At 41.6% G+C, this 15,785-nt stretch carries 14 protein-coding genes; 11 read left to right on the plus strand and 3 right to left on the minus strand.

What is annotated here, in order from left to right; all coding sequences use genetic code 11:
* The 4 genes from B2R65_RS01430 to B2R65_RS01445 all read left to right on the plus strand — a co-directional run.
* A partial coding sequence (locus B2R65_RS01430; protein WP_286740490.1) for a glycine--tRNA ligase subunit alpha occupies positions 1 to 585 on the plus strand: 585 nt, incomplete at its 5' end.
* Between the two features lie 2 nt (positions 586 to 587).
* Positions 588 to 2,657, plus strand: coding sequence for a glycine--tRNA ligase subunit beta (glyS, locus tag B2R65_RS01435; RefSeq protein ID WP_286740493.1), 2,070 nt, complete (start codon positions 588 to 590; stop codon positions 2,655 to 2,657).
* Positions 2,658 to 2,729: 72 nt separating this feature from the next.
* Complete coding sequence (locus B2R65_RS01440; protein WP_286740496.1) at positions 2,730 to 3,179, plus strand: early set domain-containing protein; 450 nt, start codon at positions 2,730 to 2,732, stop codon at positions 3,177 to 3,179.
* Positions 3,180 to 3,550: 371 nt separating this feature from the next.
* A complete protein-coding gene (locus B2R65_RS01445; protein ID WP_286740498.1) occupies positions 3,551 to 4,075 on the plus strand; it encodes an REP-associated tyrosine transposase in 525 nt (174 codons plus the stop codon).
* A gap of 123 nt (positions 4,076 to 4,198) precedes the next feature.
* On the opposite strand, the gene tusA is transcribed toward B2R65_RS01445, so the two are convergent.
* From tusA to fadB, 3 genes are all read right to left on the minus strand, one after another.
* On the minus strand, positions 4,199 to 4,438 hold the full coding sequence (gene tusA / locus B2R65_RS01450; protein WP_286740501.1) for a sulfurtransferase TusA: 240 nt from the start codon (positions 4,436 to 4,438) through the stop codon (positions 4,199 to 4,201).
* A gap of 249 nt (positions 4,439 to 4,687) precedes the next feature.
* Complete coding sequence (fadA, locus tag B2R65_RS01455; protein ID WP_004588050.1) at positions 4,688 to 5,857, minus strand: acetyl-CoA C-acyltransferase FadA; 1,170 nt, start codon at positions 5,855 to 5,857, stop codon at positions 4,688 to 4,690.
* 4 nt (positions 5,858 to 5,861) lie between these two features.
* A complete protein-coding gene (fadB, locus tag B2R65_RS01460) occupies positions 5,862 to 8,021 on the minus strand; it encodes a fatty acid oxidation complex subunit alpha FadB (protein ID WP_286740506.1) in 2,160 nt (719 codons plus the stop codon).
* Between the two features lie 295 nt (positions 8,022 to 8,316).
* On the opposite strand from fadB, the gene B2R65_RS01465 reads away from it, so the two are divergent.
* From B2R65_RS01465 to B2R65_RS01495, 7 genes are all read left to right on the plus strand, one after another.
* Positions 8,317 to 10,203, plus strand: a complete 1,887-nt coding sequence (locus tag B2R65_RS01465) for a transglycosylase SLT domain-containing protein (RefSeq protein WP_286740509.1) — start codon at positions 8,317 to 8,319, stop codon at positions 10,201 to 10,203.
* Positions 10,204 to 10,387: 184 nt separating this feature from the next.
* A complete protein-coding gene (pepQ, locus tag B2R65_RS01470; protein ID WP_004588047.1) occupies positions 10,388 to 11,710 on the plus strand; it encodes a Xaa-Pro dipeptidase in 1,323 nt (440 codons plus the stop codon).
* Between the two features lie 86 nt (positions 11,711 to 11,796).
* On the plus strand, positions 11,797 to 12,411 hold the full coding sequence (locus B2R65_RS01475) for a YigZ family protein (protein ID WP_096040916.1): 615 nt from the start codon (positions 11,797 to 11,799) through the stop codon (positions 12,409 to 12,411).
* 50 nt (positions 12,412 to 12,461) lie between these two features.
* Positions 12,462 to 13,913, plus strand: a complete 1,452-nt coding sequence (locus tag B2R65_RS01480) for a TrkH family potassium uptake protein (protein WP_004588045.1) — start codon at positions 12,462 to 12,464, stop codon at positions 13,911 to 13,913.
* Between the two features lie 29 nt (positions 13,914 to 13,942).
* Entirely contained in the window at positions 13,943 to 14,605 is a 663-nt protein-coding gene (locus B2R65_RS01485) for a PilZ domain-containing protein (protein ID WP_248452297.1), read from the plus strand.
* 463 nt (positions 14,606 to 15,068) lie between these two features.
* Entirely contained in the window at positions 15,069 to 15,281 is a 213-nt protein-coding gene (locus B2R65_RS01490; protein ID WP_004588043.1) for an EF-hand domain-containing protein, read from the plus strand.
* Between the two features lie 129 nt (positions 15,282 to 15,410).
* The gene (locus B2R65_RS01495; protein WP_004588042.1) at positions 15,411 to 15,623 is read left to right on the plus strand and encodes an EF-hand domain-containing protein; all 213 of its coding nucleotides are present in this window, start codon (positions 15,411 to 15,413) and stop codon (positions 15,621 to 15,623) included.
* The last annotated feature ends 162 nt before the right edge of the window (positions 15,624 to 15,785 follow it).

Below are 15,785 nucleotides of genomic sequence, written 5' to 3' on the forward strand. Positions count from 1 at the left end.
ATTGATACCCTAACGCACGAAGTACGCTTTGTAGAAGATAACTGGGAATCGCCAACACTAGGCGCATGGGGCTTAGGTTGGGAGATTTGGCTAAACGGTATGGAAGTAACGCAGTTTACTTACTTTCAGCAAGTAGGGGGCTTAGAGTGCTCTCCTGTAACCGGTGAAATTACCTACGGCCTAGAGCGTTTAGCAATGTACATTCAAGGCGTAGACAGTATTTACGACCTAGTATGGGCAGACGGTCCATTAGGGCGTGTAACTTACGGCGATGTATTCCATCAAAATGAAGTAGAACAATCTACTTACAACTTTGAACACGCAAACGTAGATGACTTATTTGCACAGTTTGATAAGTGTGAAGCTGAGAGCCAAAAGCTAATTGAAGCAAATTTACCACTACCTGCTTACGAGCAAGTAATGAAAGCATCGCACGCGTTTAACTTACTCGATGCGCGCCATGCAATCTCAGTAACCGAACGTCAGCGTTATATTTTACGCGTTCGAGCGTTATCAAAAGCGTGTGCACAAAGCTATTACGATGCACGTGAAGCGCTTGGTTTCCCGCTGTGTAAGGATAAGTAAGCATGTCAGCACAAAATTTATTAGTAGAAATTGGCACCGAAGAGCTGCCACCAAAAGCACTGCGCAAATTAGCAGAAGCCTTTGCCGCAAACTTAACCGCAGAGCTTGAAACACTAGAGCTTGGGCATGAAGGCGTAAGCTGGTATGCATCGCCTCGTCGTTTAGGTTTACAAGTAAAAGCGCTTGAAGCAAAGCAGCAAGATAAAGAAGTAGAAAAGCGTGGCCCTGCAACTAAAGCTGCGTTCGATAGCGAAGGTAACCCAACTAAAGCAGCAATGGGTTGGGCACGTGGTTGTGGTATTGACGTAAGTGAAGCACAAACTCTTGAAACCGACAAAGGCGCTTGGCTTTTACATATTGCTAAAGTAGCAGGACAAGAAACCAAAACGCTGATGAGCGATGCCATTGCAAAGTCGTTAGCAAAGCTGCCAATACCTAAGCCAATGCGTTGGGGCGCGAATAAAACACAATTTATTCGCCCAGTTCATACCGTAACTATTTTATTTGGTGATGAACTTATTGAAGGCGAAATTTTAGGTAAGCAAGTAACTAATCAGTTACAAGGCCACCGTTTTCATCATCCAGAAAAAATCACCATTAGCCATGCAGATGACGTGTTCGACGTATTAAAATCAGCCTACGTTATTGCTGATTACGAACAACGTAAAGCGCAAATCCGTGCACAAATAGAAGAAGCTGCAAGCGCAGTGAATGCGGTTGTTGCAATGGATGAAGACTTATTAGAAGAAGTTACTTCACTGGTAGAGTGGCCAGTAACGTTAACGGCAACATTTGAAGAAGCATTTTTAGATGTACCTGCCGAAGCGCTAATTTACACCATGAAGGACGATCAAAAATACTTCCCGCTATTAGATCAAAACGGCAAGCTTTTAAATAAGTTTTTGTTTGTATCTAACATCGAAAGTAAAGATCCAAGTGTGGTTATATCTGGTAACGAAAAAGTAGTGCGCCCACGTTTAGCTGATGCGCAGTTCTTCTTTGAAACAGATAAAAAGAAAACCCTAGAAAGTCGCTTAGAGTCACTTGATACTGTTTTATTCCAAAAGCAATTAGGTACGCTTAAAGATAAATCTGTACGTATTAGCGAACTTGCCGGCTACATTGCAGAGCAACTAGGTGCCGACAAAGACCTTGCAAAACGTGCTGGCCTATTAAGTAAAACAGACTTAATGACCGAAATGGTAATGGAATTTACCGACGTGCAAGGTGTAATGGGTATGCACTATGCACGCTTTGATGGCGAAGCAGAAGATGTAGCTATTGCACAAAACGAGCAATACATGCCGCGTTTTGCGGGCGACAATTTACCTACAAACCTAATCAGCTGTGCAGTAGCAATTGCAGATAAGTTTGATACGCTGGTGGGTATTTTTGGTATAGGCCAAGCACCAAAAGGTGACAAAGACCCATTTGCACTTCGTCGTGCTGCCATTGGTGCACTGCGTATCATGGTAGAAAAAGAGCTACCGCTTGATATTTTAGACCTAGTAGCAAAAGCACAAACACTGTTTGGCGAAAAGCTTACTAACCTAAATGTATCAACCGACGTATTTGACTTTATGCTAGGGCGCTTCCGCGCATGGTATCAAGACGAAGGCATTGAAGTAGATGTTATTCAGGCAGTACTGGCACGTCGTCCTACTAAACCTACTGACTTTGACCGTCGTGTTAAAGCAGTAAGCCACTTCCGTACGTTAGACGCAGCAGAAGCGCTTGCAGCAGCGAATAAGCGTGTAGGTAACATACTAGCTAAAAATAACATTACCACCGAAGGTGATGTTGATGAGAGCCTATTAAGCGACGACGCTGAAAAAGTATTAGCATCACAAGTAGCAAAATTTGCGACTGAGCTTGCACCACTTTACGCTGATGGAAACTACCAAGAGGCATTAAGCCAATTGGCAGGTATTCGCCAAAGTGTTGATAACTTTTTTGACAACGTCATGGTTATGGCCGACGATGAAGCTGTAAAGCAAAATCGCCTCGCACTATTAAGCCAGTTAAGCCGCTTATTTTTAGATATTGCAGATATATCTGTACTACAAAAATAACACCGCTTAAGCCAATAAAAAGCCAGCGTATTGCTGGCTTTTTAGTTTTAACAGAACGAAGGAAACCCATTAATGATGCCAATGAAACGAATTTTAACGCTTGCCATTGCCGGCTTACTCACAGCGTGTACTAGCCAAGTGTCTATTAACGACGTACTACCACAGCAAGAGCTGGATAAAACAATTTACCTAAGAGGCGATTTTACGCTTTGGGATGCAGAGCCTCAGTACCAGTTTATGCCAGTAGGCGGCGCGCTTTACCAAGCAGAAGTTAAATTTAGCACCCCAGGTAAAGTGTACGAATTTAAAATAGCCGATGCCGATTTTAGTGAAGGCTACAACTGCGGCTATAGCGACTCACAACCTGCAGGGCAAAAACTAACGCTCGGCCAACCCGTCCTTGCAGACTGTAATACTATTTATAATTACTTTAGTTACTCACCTGCAATAAAAGGCACATACATAGTAAGTATTGATTACAGTGACTACGATAAGCCGCAAGTGACGATTACGAAGAAATAGCTGTCAGTTGGGTAGAGTGAAATGAAACCCAACATGTGCGGCGAATAAAACTGTTCTGCTGGTTATCAAATACGTTGGGTTTCGTAAAACTCAACCCAACCTACATCAATAATAATTTTTATTGATTGCTATAAATATACAATCAAATTAATGATCTTAGTTAGTATTAATCACAGTCGTAAATCAAAAGCGCGATAATGGATAAGTAGATTTTAAGTAGGTTGGGTAGAGTGAAACGAAACCCAACATATGCTGCGAATAAAACTGTGCTGCTGGTTATCAAATACGTTGAGTTACGTAAACCTGTCTTGATTATAATTAACAAAACTAATCTATACTCTTATTTATCTGTTTATTTTATGGATAAAAATATGCGTTATAAACGTATGTTAGAGGCGGGCGCATGTTATTTTTTTACGGTAAATTTAGAAGATAGATCTCAGCCTTTGCTTGTGGAAAATATAGAGTTATTACGCCGTGTATATTCAAAGGTGGCAAATAATCACCCAATAAAGACGATTGCAATTGTTATCATGCCCGATCACCTTCATGCTATTTGGCAATTACCTAAAGGTGATAGTAATTACGCAATGCGTTGGCGACTTATAAAATCAGGCTTTTCTCGAGAGCTGCCAGCAACAGAGTTTTGTAATAAAAGTCGAATAGCGAAAGGAGAGCGCGGGATTTGGCAGCGTCGCTATTGGGAACATAAAATTAGAGATGAAGAAGACTTAAATAATCATATTAATTATATTCACTACAACCCGGTGAAACATAACCATGTTATTAAAGTGAGTGATTGGCCATTTTCAAGCTTTCATCAATACGTTAAAAATTCAAAACTAAGCCAAGATTGGGAGTGCAATAATGATTCAACCACTTTGTATGATGAATAAAATTTCGGTGTTATAAAACAAGTTGGGTTTCGTAAAACTCAACCCAACCTACATCTGGTTTAAGTTCTTAACGATGCGTTAAATATTCAAAAATAACCCAACTTACTAAACCAGCTTTCAAACCTATAACCCTTTCTTCACCACATACCTATACGGTGCTTCATCGGCGTCTGTAGCCACCAGCGTGTGATCCATAAACGTACAAAAACTTGGAATATCGCGAGTGGTTGATGGGTCATCAGCGGTAATTAATAACGTTTCACCGTCGTTCATCTTACGAATTGCCGCGCGTATCATCATTACAGGTTCTGGGCAGCGTAGGCCTATGGCGTCTAATTGGTGATCGGGATTATCAAAGCTCATAAAAAGTTACCTGTAAAAATAGTCGCGGCTTGGTTAGGTCGGGTAGTTTAGCGCAATTAATCTGTTTGGTTAACTGTTTTGCATATAACGGGTAAGCGTAATACATTAAAAAATAATCTGGTTTAAATTTAATACACCCGATCACATTATTCATATCGGCTATAAGCTGGTGGCATAAAAAAAGGCGAACTAACTTGCGCTAGTTCGCCTTTTTAATCACCAAGATGGTTTACATGTTTAAGTTAATACTTAGTCTTGAACACGTTCAAATACAGTCGCGATGCCTTGGCCTAAACCAATACACATAGTTGCTAGACCATATTTTGCATTTTTATCTTCCATTAAGTGAATAAGCGAGGTGCTAATACGCGAACCTGAACAACCTAGTGGGTGACCAAGTGCGATTGCGCCGCCGTTTAAATTCACTTTTTCATCAACCACGTCTGCTAAACCTAAGTCTTTAAGTACAGGCAGTGATTGTGCTGCAAATGCTTCGTTAAGCTCTGCTACGTCAATGTCATCAATAGTAATACCTGCTTGTGCAAGTGCTTTTTTACTTGCTGGTACTGGGCCGTAACCCATGATTGATGGATCGCAACCGGCAACTGCCATTGCTTTAACGCGTGCACGAATTGGTAAGCCAAGCTCTTTTGCTTTTTCTTCGCTCATTACTAACATGGCTGATGCGCCATCAGAAAGTGCAGAAGACGTACCCGCAGTAACCGAGCCAGAAGCAGGGTTAAATACTGGGCGAAGCTGAGATAAACCTTCAACCGTTGTTTCAGGGCGAATTACTTCATCATCTTCAACTAAAATTAAAGAGCCATCAGCTGCGTGACCTTCCATTGCTAAAATTTCGCGGCGGAAACGTCCTTCAACTGTTGCAGCATGTGCGCGTTGGTGCGAACGGTATGCAAATTCGTCTTGCTGCTGGCGGCTAATTCCGTGAATGGTAGCAAGGTATTCTGCAGTTAAACCCATAGAGCCAGATGCTTGCGCAATTGAAGTTGCTAAGCCTGGGTGAAAGTCGTTACCGTGAGTCATAGGAACGTGACCCATGTGCTCAACACCGCCAATTAGGTAAGTGTCGCCAGCGCCTGTCATAATTGCGCGAGCAGCGTCATGCAATGCTTGCATAGACGAGCCACATAAACGGTTAACGGTTGTAGCTGGTACTGAGTGTGGAATACCTGCAAGTAACGATGCGTTACGTGCAACGTTAAAGCCTTGCTCTAATGTTTGCTGTACACAGCCCCAATAAATATCGTCAATTGATGCAGGATCAACTGCTGGGTTGCGCTCTAATAACCCTTTCATAAGGTGAGCACTTAAATCTTCCGCACGCTTGTTTTTAAATACGCCGCCTTTTGAGCGACCCATTGGTGTGCGGATACAATCTACAATTACTGGATTATTCATGATATTAACCTTCCACCTTATAGAAAACACGACCTTCTTCGGCCCATTTGCGAGTTTGCTCTGATACTTGGTAAATCGCACCTAGGTGAGCATATTTGTCTGCTGCTGCAACAAAGTTAGCTAAACCTGTTTGATCTAAGTAACGGAACGCGCCGCCTCTAAATGGAGGGAAACCAACGCCGTATACAAGGGCCATATCAGCTTCTTGAGGAGAAGCAACAATGCCTTCTTGTAAACAAAGAAGCACTTCGTTGATCATTGGGATCATACAACGGTCGATAATTTCTTGTTTATCAAATTCTTTCGGTGCATCAGTAATTGGCGCTAGTAGCTCAACTGCTGTTGCATCGGTTGATTTTTTAAGACGACCACGACGGTCTGTTTCGTACTTGTAAAAACCTGCTTTGTTCTTTTGACCAAAACGTTTTTCGTTAGCAAAAACAGTCACCGGATCTTTTTCTGCGCGTGCCATACGCTCAGGGAATCCGTCAGCCATTACGCCAGTACAGTGATACGCCGTATCAATACCTACAACATCAAGCAGGTAAGCCGGGCCCATTGGCCAGCCAAATACGTTTTCCATTACTTTATCTACTTTTGCAAAGTTAGCGCCTTCAACAACTAATTTGCTAAAGCCTGCAAAGTACGGGAATAAAACTCGGTTTACAAAAAAGCCAGGGCAATCGTTAACAACAATTGGAGACTTGCCAAGTTTAAGAGCGTAATCAACAACTGCATTAATTGTTTTATCAGAGGTTTTTGCACCACGGATAATTTCTACTAATGGCATTTTTGGCACTGGGTTGAAAAAGTGCATACCACAGAAGTTTTCTGGCTTATCGAGTGCTTCTGCAAGTAAGTCTATACAAATAGTCGATGTGTTTGATGTAAGTACCGTGCCTTCTGGCATGTTCTTTTCAAGGTCAGCTAATACCGCTTGCTTAACTTTAGGGTTTTCTACAACCGCTTCAACAATAATGTTGGCGTTTTGTAGGTCTGCATCGTTAAGCGTTGGCTTAATTTTGCTAAGCGTTGCCAGCATTTTTTCCATTGGCATGTGGCCGCGTTTAACTTTTGCACCCAGTAGTTTAGATGCTTCACCCATACCTAAATCAAGCGCATCCTGTTGGATGTCTTTCATTACAATTGGGGTACCTTTATAAGCAGACTGGTATGCAATACCGCCGCCCATAATACCAGCGCCTAATACAGCCGCTTGTTTAATTTCAACATCGCTGTGCTTAGCAAGCTTACGTGCTTTACCTTTAATAAACTGGTCATTTAAGAAAATACCGGTTTGCGCTGCAGCTTCATTAGTGCGCGCAAGTTTTGCAAAGTTAGCATTTTCGATTGCCATTGCTTCATCGCGAGTACAGTTGGCCGCTGCTTTAATAGTGCGAACTGCCATAACCGGAGCAGGATAGTGGCCTTTGGTTTTACCCATTACCATACCTTCTGCCATTGCAAAGCTCATGCCTTGCTCAACACGGTTTAATTTAAGTGGCTGAAGTTTAACATCGCGCTTTGCCTGCCAATCTAGCTTGCCGGCAATTGCTAATTCAAGTGTTGCTAGGCTTGACTCTAAAAGTTTGTCAGCACTAACTACCGCGTCAAACGCACCTACTTTTAGGGCGTCAGCGGCACGGTTTTCTTTGCCTGAGGTGATCCAAAGCATGGCGTTATCTGCGCCAATAATGCGTGGTAAGCGCACTGTGCCACCAAAACCAGGCATTATACCTAGTTTAACTTCTGGTAAGCCCATTTTAGCGGTTTCGCTTGCAACGCGATAATCGGTAGCAAGTGCCCACTCACAGCCGCCGCCAAGTGCCAAGCCATTTATAGCGCTAAGAGTTGGGAATGGTAAGTCTTCGATTGCGTCAAAAACGTCGGTTGCGTTTTTGATCCACGTTACTAATTCTTCTTCTGGTTTAGTAAATGTTGGTAAAAATTCGAAGATATCTGCACCAATAATAAAGTGATCTTTATCACTGGTAAAAATCATGCCTTTGATATCAGAATTAGACGCTAATTCTTTTAATGCTGCTGCACAATCTGAAAGAGTTTGCTGAGATAGTGTGTTTACAGAACCTGCAACACAAAACTTAAACTCGGCGATGTTTTCCTTTAGGAAGCTAACTTCAAAGGAATCGCTTTTATATAACATTATTATTCTCCCTAGTTGACGAACTAAGACTGGTACGATGAGTTTGCATTTCGACCAGTGTGCTTGCTTTAAAATTAAAATGCAACGAAAAATTTAACTCGGTTACAAACGGTTGGTTAAAATATAGCTGGTTTGGTGCTAAGGTGTACTGGAATATGCTAAAGGTACTCATTAATTATTATGAGTGCGTAAATTAAATGTTGTTCATACTTTATTAAAGGCACTCTCATTATTGTTTTAGTGTCTCAAACTGGAAATTATTAACCCTGACAGGTCGTTAAACCTAAAGGATATTATGAAAAAAATTTTATTAAGCGCTGTGGCAGCTGCCTTTATTCTTCCTTTTAGTTCTGCCCAAGCGAGTATCGATAATGACGCGTTTTTAGATGCTGAAAAAAAAGTGCGCTATGGTAGCTACCAAGACTTTAAAGAAGCAATAAACGGGTTAGACCACCCGCTAAAGCCGTATGTCGAAAAAACATATTGGCAACGCCATCCCAATTTTAAATACCAAAGCGAAATAGAAGATTACCTAACCATTTATGAACATACCCCGCTTGAGTGGCCGGTACGCAAAGCGTGGTTAGAGTATCTTGAAAAAAACAATAAAAAAGCAGCTTATATAAAAAACTACCGAGAAACGTCTAACGCAGCGCTAACATGCACGTTTTTAGATTTTCAGCTTGATTTAGGGGCGCCAGAAAAAGCCATTTTTAATCAGGTTACCGATTTATGGACGGTGGGTAAGTCGCAACCGAATGAATGCGACCCGCTATTTTCGCTTTGGCGCAAAAAAGGCTATTTAAATAATGAACTTATATGGAAGCGCATAACGCTTACAGCGCAGGGCGGTACGCAAAGTTTACTCCCTTATTTAAAAACGTTGTTACCTAAAAACGAGCGTTACTTAGCCGATTTATACTCAAAAGTACGCCGCGACCCTAGTGCGGCAGCAGGCTTGTATCGTTATAAAACTAAGTCAGCAAAAGAAGCGCAAATAGCCATTTATGGTGTTAAGCGTTTAATTTGGCGCGATAAAGCGTTGGCTTTAAGAGCCTGGCAAAAGCTAGAAAAAATGTTTACTTACAGCGATGAAGAAAAAGCAGATTTGTATTACACGTTTGCTTTATCGCTTGCTTCAAGTGGGCATAAGCAGGCCAGCTTTTGGCTTAATAAAGTGCCTAAAGCGCGACAAGACAGAAAGCTAATTCAGTGGCAACTTGGTAATATGCTTAAAACCCAAGACTGGGAAGGCATAGCGGCTTTTTTTACAGGTAAAGACGATTTAAGTTTAGGCCAGCAATATTGGCTTGCTTATAGCTATGCTAAGCGAGGCGAGCAACAAAAAGCAGACGAAATTTGGACTAAAGTGGCCGCTAACCGCGATTACTATGGTTTTTTAGCGGCGGCACGATTAGGGCTACCAGTTGATTTAAACAATCAGCCTTTGCAGGTTGATCAAAAACTAGTAGAGAAGGTGAAGAATGCGCCGGGCTTTAAACGTGCAAAAGCACTTTACGAACTCGAGCGTTTTACCTCTGCACGCCGAGAATGGAATTACTTAACGAACACCTCTACTGATGAAGAAAAACTAGCTGCCTCAAAGGTTGCAGCGCAAAACAATTGGCACGATAACGTTATTTTCACGTTAGCTAAAATTAAAGCATGGGATTATGTTGAACTGCGTTTTCCGTTTGCATTTCAAGATATATTTGAGCGCTACAGTAAACGCAGCAAAATAGACCCCGCGTGGAGTATTGCAATTGCACGGCGCGAAAGCTCGTTTGCACCAGATGCGCGTTCGCATGCAAATGCGCGTGGTTTAATGCAATTGCTCCCTAGTACGGCAGAATACGTTAACAAAGCAAGGGTATCGAGTACGCGTTTGTACCAACCTAAAACCAATATACGCTTAGGTACTAGTTACTTGCAGTACTTAAAAAAGAAAAACAAAGGGAATGAAATACTTGCTACGGCTTCTTACAACGCAGGGTATCATCGTATTAAACGCTGGTTACCTGACGAAGCCATACCTGCAGAGCTATGGGTTGAGCTGATCCCGTATAGAGAAACGCGAGATTACGTAAAAAATGTGTTTGCTTATCGCCAGGTTTATCACACCCGGATGGGCCGAGAAGGAAACGTGCTCGCGCCGTTACTCAACATGAAAATGGGCGGGTAAATTATGTAATACCAATTGCCTAAAATATTTAGCCATTCTAGCGTGCTAAATAAAGGGCTAATAACGTAACACCATGGGTATAAGTATTAGGGGGATATTTACATGTTAAATATCCCCCTTTTTTGAGCGCTTTACGTTTAAGTGGTAGACTCAAAGCAAGTTAAATTTAACAGATGGATTAACAATGGATAAATTAGCCGTTTTATATGCAGAGCATATTGCCACATTACAACAACGTACGCGTACAATTTGTGACCGTGAAGGGCTCGAGGGTTTAGTTATTCACTCAGGCCAAGCTAAGCGCCAGTTTTTAGACGACATGTATTACCCATTTAAAGTTAATCCACACTTTAAAGCTTGGCTTCCTGTTATTGATAACCCACATTGTTGGATTGTGGTAAATGGTAGCGATAAACCGAAGCTTATTTTTTACCGCCCAGTTGATTTTTGGCACAAAGTACCAGATGAGCCGCGTGATTTTTGGGCTGAGTACTTTGATATAGAATTATTGCTACAGCCTGATCAAGTTGAAAAACTATTACCTTACGATAAAGCTAAATACGCTTACATGGGCGAATACCTAGAGGTAGCGCAAGCGCTTGGCTTTAGTATTATGAACCCTGAGCCGGTACTTAACTATTTTCATTATAACCGCGCTTATAAAACGCAGTACGAGCTTGAATGTTTACGCCAAGCAAACCGCATCGCGGTAGATGGACATAAAGCAGCACGCGATACGTTTTATAATGGTGGTAGCGAATTTGATATTCAGCAAGCGTACCTTATGGCTACACGCCAAAGCGAAAACGAAATGCCGTATGGCAACATAGTAGCGCTTAACGAAAACTGCGCTATTTTGCATTACACACATTTTGAGCCAAAAGCACCGCTTACTCATAATTCGTTTTTAATCGATGCTGGCGCAAACTTTAATGGGTATGCCGCAGATATAACCCGTACGTACGATTTTAAAAAGCAGGGCGAGTTTGCTGAACTAGTACAAACTATGACGGCAATACAAATTGAGCTAGGCAACGCATTAAAGCCTGGCATGTTATATGGCGATTTACACGTTGATTGCCATAACCGTATTGCGCAAATTCTTAGCGACTTCAATATTGTAAACTTACCTGCAACAGAAATTGTGGAACGTAAAATTACCTCAACATTTTTTCCTCATGGCTTGGGCCATCACCTTGGCTTACAAGTGCACGATATGGGCGGCTTTATGCGTGATGATAAAGGCACCCACCAGCCATCGCCAGAAGGGCACCCATTCTTACGTTGTACTCGTAAAATAGAGAAAAACCAAGTATTTACTATTGAGCCAGGGCTTTACTTTATAGACTCATTATTAGGTGATTTAGCGCAAACCGACAGTAAGCAGTTTATTAACTGGGAAAAAATCGAGTCGTTAAAACCATACGGCGGTATTCGTATTGAAGACAATATTATTGTTCACGAAGACAGCCTAGAAAATATGACTCGTGATTTAGCGCTCGACTAAGCTAATAAAGACGAGCTCGCCAATACGCGCTAAAATACGCGAATGCAAAGGGGCCTTTTGGCCCCATTTTTAATTGAGCTTTAATTATGTCTGAATATAAATACCCCGCCGATGATGTGTTTCATCAAGAAGAAATTAAAAAAAGCACCTTTATAGTTCATATCGCGCATACGCCAGACCTAGAGGCTGCTAAAGCATTTATTAAAAGCATTGAAGAAAAGTACCCAGATGCTCGTCATAATTGTTGGGCGCACGTAGCGGGTAACCCAGGCGGAAGCCATGTTTATGGTTTTTCTGATGATGGCGAGCCAAATGGTACCGCAGGAAAGCCCATGCTTAATGTGCTGGTGGGTTCTGGACTTGGCGAAATTACTGCGGTTGTCACCCGTTATTTTGGCGGTATAAAGCTGGGCACCGGTGGGTTAGTACGTGCCTATGGTGGGTCGCTTAATAATGCACTTTCACAGCTAAAAACGGTGACTAAAGTACCGAGTATCGAGATTGTAGGCCAGAGTGAATACAGCATGCAGGGCGCAATAGAGCAATTGTTAAAAACCAATTATCAAGTACTTAATATAGAAAAACAATTTACTGCTAATATTGAATGGGTTATTACTATTGATAGCCGCCAAGCAAAACAGGCCATTAAAGATATTTTTGATTTAAGCCATGGCGCAGTTGAGTTAACTATCAAAGAGTAAGACAATAACTTACACACTTATATTTACTAATAATAAAAGCGATAAGCTACATGCAATTTCGTACCATCATAAAAATCCTTGGCCAACTTGTTGCGCTGTTTAGTATTACCATGGTGCCGCCTGCGGTGGTGTCTTTATTTTATAAAGATGGTGGTGGTGTTCCTTTTGTATTAGCGTTTATATTTAGTGTGGTTATTGGTTTAACAGCTTATTACCCAAACAGGCATGAAAACGGCGACTTAAAAGCACGCGAAGGCTTTTTAATTGTTGTACTGTTTTGGCTGGTACTAGGGGCGTTTGCATCGTTACCGCTGATTTTTTTACAAGAACCTAATTTGTCTATGGCCGATGCGGTGTTTGAGGCCTTTTCTGGCCTTACAACCACTGGGGCCACGGTACTTACCGGAATTGAATACCTGCCTAAGTCTGTTTTGTTTTATCGCCAGCAATTACAGTGGTTTGGCGGTATGGGTATCATTGTACTTGCTGTTGCTATACTGCCCATGCTTGGGGTCGGTGGCATGCAGTTATACCGAGCTGAGATCCCAGGCCCAGTAAAAGATTCAAAAATGACCCCCCGCATTGCCGATACCGCAAAGCACCTTTGGTACATTTATGTGTCGTTAACGGTAACCTGTATGTTGGCGTATTGGGCGGCAGGTATGGAGTGGTTTGATGCTATATGCCATGCGTTTTCTACAGTGGCGATTGGCGGTTTTTCTACTTACGATGCCTCAATAGGGCACTTTGATAGCCCTGTCATTAACTTTATATGTGTTTTCTTTTTAATTATTGCTGCGGTTAACTTTTCACTGCATTACGCGGCGGTAGCGAGTCGTAATATTCAGGTATACATTCGCGACCCTGAATTTAAAGTTTTTTTACTGATACAGTTAGCGCTGGTGGTGATTTGTTTTACGGTGCTCTCATCTAACGAAATATTTGCCGATGGCGATGAAACCCTCGATCAGGCCTTATTTCAGGCGGTGTCTATGAGTACCACAGCCGGTTTTGCTACTGACAACTTTTCTACTTGGCCGCTGTTTTTACCTATATTGCTTATTTTTTCGAGCTTTATAGGTGGCTGTGCAGGTTCAACCGGTGGCGGTATGAAAGTTGTACGCGTGTTTTTACTTTACCTACAAGGCATACGTGAGCTTAACCGCTTAGTGCACCCACGTGCTATATACTCTATTAAGCTTGGTCGTAAAGCCCTGCCCGATAAAGTAGTTGAAGCGGTTTGGGGGTTTTTCTCAGCGTACGCATTGGTGTTTATTATTATAATGTTGGCGCTAATGGGAACTGGCATGGACAACATTACCGCGTTCTCTGCTACGGCGGCGTGTTTAAATAATTTAGGCCCAGGCTTAGGTGATGTTGCCTCGCATTATGGGGCGGTGAGCGATGGTGCCAAATGGCTATTAACCATTGCCATGGTATTTGGTCGCTTAGAAATATTCACCTTACTCGTGCTATTTACGCCGACCTTTTGGCGTGGGTAATAATATACAAATGATGCTTAGGAACAGGCATGCCACATTCTAATTTAGATAAATTACACCAGTTAACAACAGGACGATTGGTCGACTTGGAAATTGTTACGCCTACCAGTAGTAAACGCGTAAAAACAGAGTTTATTGGCTTGCTAGAAAATAAATTTATTATTTTAAATTACCCAAGTTCAAAGCGTTTACCTGCTGCAAGTGATTACCTACGTGACGGTGTAATGGTGGTGGTAAGAGCGGTTATAGAAGGCAGTGGCGGACAAGTAATAGCATTTAGGCAGCAGCTTATGTCGGTTGCCTCACACCCTGCTAGGCTCATTTTTATTAATTACCCTACGCAAGTGCAGTTATTTGCACTGCGCGCGCAAACACGCATACCTACCTTATTACCTGCCAAATTAACTCTCAGTGACGATAGAGTACTTGAAGGGGTGATTAAAGACATCTCGCTTACCGGGGTGATGTTTGATGTACGCGGCGATCAAAACGATGAAAATATTAAAGATATGCAATGCAAGGTGACGGTTGATACCAACAATAAAGCATTTACTGGCGAAATATGCAGCGTAAAAGAGCACGCCGCGGGAGTTAATTGTGGTATTAAACTTCTAGCCAGTGAAGATGAAATGAAGGCATTTATGAAAGAGCATTTTATCGATCCCGCAATGCTTGAGCTGCCATTAGAATAAGCACTTTCGCTTAATAGCAACAAATGGCCACTTTTTACTTGAGTGGCAGTCATATTTTTTAAAACTTCACAAAATAATTTTTATTTTCTATAAAAATCAGCTGTATAGATTAGTTTTACGAGTGAGTTATTTTAATACGTTAGCTCCCCTCACGGCTAAAATTTAGTCTCTTTTTTCGATAAATCTTCATCCTTACAATTTACGCCGAAAATTGTAGCTTTTTTCTTTTATGTAACTAGCTGTTTTTATTGCTTTTAAAAACTTAGCTTTACCCATTGTTGCTAGTTTGCAACACAAAACCCCCGCAAATTTATCAAAAATAGCCAAGCACTCTTTTAACTGATTGAAATTAATCAGCTTTTAAAACTTGGCATTCAAGTTGTAATAGTCTGGCTGTACTGAACAATAACGTGATTTAAAGTAAAACACTTAATCGCACACATATACTTGAAGGAATTATATTATGAAAAGCATTAATAAAACTTTAGCACTTATCGCCCTTGCTTCATCATCAGCGGCATTTGCAGCAACCGATTTTGATACGTTAGATGTAGATGGCAGCGGCACGATTAGCAAATCAGAGGCATCAATTGATGCAAAACTGATGAGCATGTTCTCAGAATTAGATACTGACCAAGATGGTGAGCTATCAAAAGAAGAATTTTCAGAAGCTTAAAGTGTGGTAACAATCCTGAGTTGCCAATGACAACCTAAGTAGGCAAGGGAGCTTACGAAAAAGGATTACAAGGATTGCGTACACCACGTAGTGAACTTAACTAATTTGTTTATATTGAAGGATTAAATTATGAAGCATTTAAATAAAGCACTCGCATTTATGGCTATTGCCTCTTCTTCTGCTGCCTTTGCAGGGACTGATTTTGACACGCTAGATGTAGATGGCAATGGCGCCATTAGCCAAGCTGAAGCATCGGTTGATGCGGATTTAATGGCTGAGTTTGTTGAGCTTGATACCGATGGAAATGGTGAGCTTTCAAAGCAAGAGTTCTCTAAATACTAGGGTGTGATGATCTTTGCCAATTGAGCGCAGGACAGCGCATGTTCACTTAGCAAAGAGTCATTTGCTCTAATCCAATGTGCATTAAAACTTAATAATGCATATTGGCAAAAGCACTTTTTAGTTAATTTTTAAACCCATGGATCTTAGAAAAGGATTTCCTCT

Source organism: Pseudoalteromonas sp. UBA2102, from assembly GCF_002331165.1.
Classification (GTDB): Bacteria; Pseudomonadota; Gammaproteobacteria; order Enterobacterales; family Alteromonadaceae; genus Pseudoalteromonas; species Pseudoalteromonas atlantica.

Bases quoted from the DNA above. Each gene is read 5' to 3' on its own strand.
- fadB (WP_286740506.1), bottom strand. From the start codon at position 8,021: ATGTTATATAAAAGCGATTCCTTTGAAGTTAGCTTCCTAAAGGAAAAC.
- pepQ (WP_004588047.1), top strand. From the start codon at position 10,388: ATGGATAAATTAGCCGTTTTATATGCAGAGCATATTGCCACATTACAA.
- glyS (WP_286740493.1), top strand. From the start codon at position 588: ATGTCAGCACAAAATTTATTAGTAGAAATTGGCACCGAAGAGCTGCCA.
- fadA (WP_004588050.1), bottom strand. From the start codon at position 5,857: ATGAATAATCCAGTAATTGTAGATTGTATCCGCACACCAATGGGTCGC.
- B2R65_RS01495 (WP_004588042.1), top strand. From the start codon at position 15,411: ATGAAGCATTTAAATAAAGCACTCGCATTTATGGCTATTGCCTCTTCT.
- B2R65_RS01465 (WP_286740509.1), top strand. From the start codon at position 8,317: ATGAAAAAAATTTTATTAAGCGCTGTGGCAGCTGCCTTTATTCTTCCT.
- tusA (WP_286740501.1), bottom strand. From the start codon at position 4,438: ATGAGCTTTGATAATCCCGATCACCAATTAGACGCCATAGGCCTACGC.
- B2R65_RS01485 (WP_248452297.1), top strand. From the start codon at position 13,943: ATGCCACATTCTAATTTAGATAAATTACACCAGTTAACAACAGGACGA.
- B2R65_RS01490 (WP_004588043.1), top strand. From the start codon at position 15,069: ATGAAAAGCATTAATAAAACTTTAGCACTTATCGCCCTTGCTTCATCA.
- B2R65_RS01480 (WP_004588045.1), top strand. From the start codon at position 12,462: ATGCAATTTCGTACCATCATAAAAATCCTTGGCCAACTTGTTGCGCTG.
- B2R65_RS01440 (WP_286740496.1), top strand. From the start codon at position 2,730: ATGATGCCAATGAAACGAATTTTAACGCTTGCCATTGCCGGCTTACTC.
- B2R65_RS01445 (WP_286740498.1), top strand. From the start codon at position 3,551: ATGCGTTATAAACGTATGTTAGAGGCGGGCGCATGTTATTTTTTTACG.
- B2R65_RS01475 (WP_096040916.1), top strand. From the start codon at position 11,797: ATGTCTGAATATAAATACCCCGCCGATGATGTGTTTCATCAAGAAGAA.